The sequence below is a fragment of the Marinobacter xestospongiae genome (genome assembly GCF_023156385.1).
Taxonomy (GTDB): Bacteria; Pseudomonadota; Gammaproteobacteria; order Pseudomonadales; family Oleiphilaceae; genus Marinobacter; species Marinobacter xestospongiae.
In genome coordinates this window covers 1-4068 of sequence record NZ_JAKZAK010000050.1, presented here as the reverse complement: position 1 = coordinate 4068, position 4068 = coordinate 1, and the positions used below count along the sequence as shown (strand labels likewise).

The following is a 4068-nucleotide window of genomic DNA, read 5'->3' as shown; positions in this document are numbered from 1 at the left end:
GCTTCCAAGGCCGATCCACCGCGCTCTTTCGTGTATTCACTGTGAGCCTCAGCGAGTCCTCGATGAAGCGCGTCAGATTCACCATCACCCGCTCTCCTGCACGGCGGCTGCCAACGTAGATCTGGCAGTCATCGGCGTAGCGGGCGAAGCTCAGGTGGCGCCGTTCCAGTTCCCAGTCCAATTCGTCCAGCACCACATTCGCCAACACCGGAGACAGGGGGCCGCCTTGCGGCACGCCCTCGGGTGTGGGTTCTTTGTGATGACCGATCTCTGGACACCCGCCTTCAGGTACCGGTTGATCAACCTGAGCAGCGGCCTCTCCGGCGTGTGCCGTTTCAGGGCGCGATTGAGGTTGTCCCTGTTCAATACGCGCGCCATCCACGGTGAGGGTTGAACGGAGTGCGGGTCTTCCCGATTTCCGGCAACGGGTTCATCCCCTGGTTGTTCCAGGGGCAGCGTTAGCTGCTTTGCAGATGCCTTCCCGTTTCCCTGCACGGATTCGCGACTCCTGTCTCTGTTCGGGCCTTCGGTTCACGGGCGAACCTACTATGCCCTCGGCTGATTTCTGCCACGCGATCAGAGGCGATCGCTCGCCTCTCAGTGGGTCCGTCCACACGCGGCAGACCTCCTGGGGTAAGGCACAGAGCTTTCACGGCGTAAATCCGAACGCGGCCCGGCCCAATTTATAAAGCACATCCCAGTCGCAGAAGGAGGGCTTCGCGGTCACGTGCCCGCTCACCCCGGATGTACCATACCTCGTATCGGGTTCCTGCTCGTCGCCCCGCCGCTTTGGATTGGGCATCCCGGCCGCTCCAGGTATTCACGGCGCCTGCGGCCCTCCAGACCCCACCTCGCGATGACGCCCTTGCCCTTCTCCTAGCCTTCGGCTCTGCGAACACCTGGCAGGAGGACTTTCACCTCCCTAGTTCTGTGCCATGCCCGGCACACACGCCAGCCATAAGCGGCGCCCTGACAAGGGCGTCCGGTGGAGGGCCGTCGGCCCGGAACAACCTTAATGGCCTTGTGTACGCCCAGCATGGGCATGAACTAATGGGGTGAAAGTCCCCTGTGGGAAGATCACCGTTCAATCGGTTTCACCCGATTGAACGCTAACCACTAGCGAATGGCAAGGGCTGAACCGCGAGGTTCCGTCTGGAGGAAGCCGCTAGCAAAACTGCGAGCTGATGAACAAGAACATCATATGAGGCGTAGGCTGGAGGCGAGTTGGCACAAGACAACGAAGCCGCGTGATCTAACGGCCACCGTAAATGATGCAGCAGTGCAGTGACAGTGCATGTTCTTATCTGGGGAGATCTGCTCAACGAGCGATCGGTCAATGACCAGTCAGGCATCTGGTTGATCAAGCCTGGGCGCAGCCGCTGCCATCGGCGGTTGCGAGCGAACGAGATGGAAACCGATAGCGCCGACAGGGGTAACCCTGGCGGTGATTGAGCAGAAGTCAGCAGCGGCCATAGTAGCCAAACGCCCGTCGTAATGGTCGGGACACGGTGAAGGGCCAAACACTTGGAACAAAGGAGGAGCCTTGGCCGACTTGAACACACGAATGCCGACCGGCAGTGACGTGGCTCAGCGTACGGCCATGAAGCCAGCCTTTAGCAATGATCTACTCGATGCTGTGCTGCACTGGGCTAATCTCCAACAAGCCTGGAAGCAGGTTCGAGCCAACAAGGGCGCGGCGGGTATCGATGGCATGACCATCGACGAGTTTCCCACCTGGGTAAAGGCTGGCCACTGGACGGTGGTCGTGCAGTCGATTCGCTCGGGCGATTATCAACCGGCGCCGGTGCGGCGGGTTGAGATCGACAAACCGGACGGAGGCAAGCGTCAGCTTGGCATCCCGACGGTGACAGACCGGGTGATTCAGCAAGCCATTGCCCAGATTCTGATGCCAATCTTCGATCCGGGATTCTCAGCGGACAGCTACGGCTTCCGTCCGGGTCGAAACGCGCACCAGGCGGTGCGACGGGTACAAAGCGTTCTCAAGGAAGGGAGACGCTTTGCGGTGGATGTGGACCTGTCGAAGTTCTTCGACCGGGTCAATCACGACCTGCTGATGACGCGCCTGGGCCGCAAGGTCCAGGACAAGCGTTTGCTGGGACTGATTGCCCGGTATCTGCGAGCTGGGATTATCGATAACCAGCTCTATCTGGAGAGTCGGGAAGGTGTGCCACAGGGTGGCCCGTTGTCACCTCTGTTGGCCAACATCATGCTCGACCCATTGGATAAAGAACTGGAACGGCGGGGCCATCGGTTTGCTCGCTACGCGGACGACTTCACCATTGTGGTGAACAGCCGTCGCGCGGGTGACCGGGTGCTGACGAGCATCAGCCACTTCCTCGAACACCGCCTGAAACTGACGGTCAACACCGCCAAGAGCCGAGTCGTCAGAACCAATGACAGTAAGTTCCTAGGCTTTACCTTCAAGGGAACCCAGATTCATTGGCACCCGGACACGCTGCGCAAATTCAAGCAACGTGTCCGGGAACTGACGAACCGGAACTGGGGTGTGCCGATGCATTATCAGCTGTTCAAGGTCAGCCAGTACCTTCGGGGCTGGATCAACTACTTTGGTATCGCCTCCGGCTATCAACGCTGCTGCGATTTGGATCAGTGGATCCGTCGCCGCGTTCGGATGGCCTACTGGCGACAGTGGCGCAAGCCTCGTACCAAAGTGAGGAACCTGATGAAGCTGGGCGTTCACGTCCAATCGGCCGTCGCGTGTGGCATCACCAGCAAAGGCCCTTGGCGCAGCTCGAAGACGCCGGGCATTCAGCAGGCTCTGTCGAATGACTACCTGAAAGCTGAAGGTCTGGTATCGCTGCGTGATGGATGGATTAAGCTTCACCATTCTCGGTGAAACGCCCTGTGCGGAGCCGCATGCAGGGTGTTGTGGGGGCTGGGGGTTAGATACCCCCGGCTACCCGATTATATGAGCTGCTTTGCAAGTCTACGAATAAAGTTAATGCCATTTCCGTTTATACCATTATCAAAAAAGTCGTGTCTTTCTAAATCTTCTATATATTGATGTGGCGCTTTATTGAGAATATCATCCACCTGTCTCCGAAGACGGCTGAGAGGCAACCTAATGATATGCTCCGGACCCAATTCACGAACAACGAAATCTTTTGTAAATTCTTCCATGCCAGAATCTATTTCACGCTCTTCTCTCTTCCTCATTCTTTCAATGAATAATTTTTTATTCATTCTTGATAGTTCTTTCTGGGACGCTTCAAGCTCTTGTTCCTTTTCCGCCAACTGATTAGCAACAGCCTCCTTTTCTTCTTCTTGCAACTGTGATCTCTCGAGAAGCTGACGAACTATCTTATTTCTTTCTTCTAGAACTTTTTCTATTTCTTGCTTTTCACCCTCAATCTTTTGTTTTGTGTCATCAATTTCTTTAGAGGAAGATGATTTATTTTGGATATAATCACGAACTGAAGAGTAGCCTTCATCCAAATTTCTTAGCTTCTCACCGAATCCGCTTTCAATTTTCGCCAAAAGTTGAGCAATATCCTTGGTAAAATTGTAAGTATTATCATAAAAGGTATTGCTGGTCTCAGTGGCTTTAAAATAAAAAAGTGCTGCCAAACCCACCGAAAACAATGCTAAAAGCAAGGATAGTAGAGTTGGGAAGTCGACAGTTAAAGCGATAGGGGTAAGGTATATTTTGTAGCAAAGAACGCCCACAGCAACAAGTGTGCAAATAGCTTTCACCCAGTCCCACAAGGTGGCTTTTTCAATTTTCTTTGAATCTTCGGACAATGTGATTTCCTCAACTAATCATATAACAGCAATTAGATAGCGCGCTTCGATATTGCACAAACTTGACTGCGTCATTATTACGCAATTTCATAGCAGCAGCGCCCCACCAAGTTCTTGTTAAAACATCAGCTTAGCCAATTGCTAAGCGCTTCGCCATGGAATCATTTGACTTCCACGATTTGTTCTCACAATAATGCTGTATGAATATGGCTCTTCACTTCTTCTGGTGGGTAACCCTTTATTTTCCTATCATTTTTGGTCACTGTTATCCCATCCGATTAACGC

2 protein-coding genes and 1 pseudogene are annotated in these 4068 nt (G+C 53.9%); 1 reads left to right on the top strand and 2 read right to left on the bottom strand.

Going from position 1 to position 4068, the window contains the following annotated elements:
* Positions 1–208, bottom strand: a pseudogene (locus tag MLD24_RS21350) (group II intron reverse transcriptase/maturase); the annotation flags it as partial.
* Positions 209–1543: 1335 nt separating this feature from the next.
* Here MLD24_RS21350 and ltrA point away from each other — a divergent pair.
* The gene (gene ltrA / locus MLD24_RS21345) at positions 1544–2878 is read left to right on the top strand and encodes a group II intron reverse transcriptase/maturase (RefSeq protein ID WP_248169332.1); all 1335 of its coding nucleotides are present in this window, start codon (positions 1544–1546) and stop codon (positions 2876–2878) included.
* 68 nt (positions 2879–2946) lie between these two features.
* Here the strand turns inward: ltrA and MLD24_RS21340 are convergent, their stop codons facing one another.
* A complete protein-coding gene (locus MLD24_RS21340; protein ID WP_248169330.1) occupies positions 2947–3783 on the bottom strand; it encodes a hypothetical protein in 837 nt (278 codons plus the stop codon).
* Positions 3784–4068: the final 285 nt, after the last annotated feature.